The organism is Limimaricola sp. G21655-S1 (genome assembly GCF_027213785.1).
Taxonomy (GTDB): domain Bacteria; phylum Pseudomonadota; class Alphaproteobacteria; order Rhodobacterales; family Rhodobacteraceae; genus Limimaricola.
Genome location: NZ_JAPWGO010000400.1, coordinates 1 through 250, shown reverse-complemented (window position 1 = coordinate 250; position 250 = coordinate 1). Strand labels below are relative to the sequence as shown.

Annotated in this window: 1 protein-coding gene; it reads left to right on the top strand. The window is 64.8% G+C overall.

The genetic code is table 11. The annotated features are described in order from the left end of the window. Positions 1-31: 31 nt before the first annotated feature. Positions 32-250, top strand: a 219-nt coding sequence (locus tag O4G76_RS21225; RefSeq protein WP_269399072.1) for a hypothetical protein, incomplete at its 3' end; no start/stop codon positions are given.

Genomic DNA, 250 nt, shown 5'->3' with positions numbered 1-250 from the left:
GGCCGATACCCAGCGTACCGAGCAACTGCACGTGAGCAAGCTCACTGCCGGTAACCGCATGTCGCTGGCCAGCCAGGGCGATATTGTGGCCAGCGGCAGCAAGTTGCAGGCAGCGTCGCTGAGCATGCAGGGCCAGAACATTAGCCTGCAGCAGGCCGTGGCGGAGAGCAGCCAGGGGCACAAGGAACGCCGTGCCGACCTGCTGAACCTGTTCAATACCGACACCGCGGCGCGCGATTCACGCCAGCAG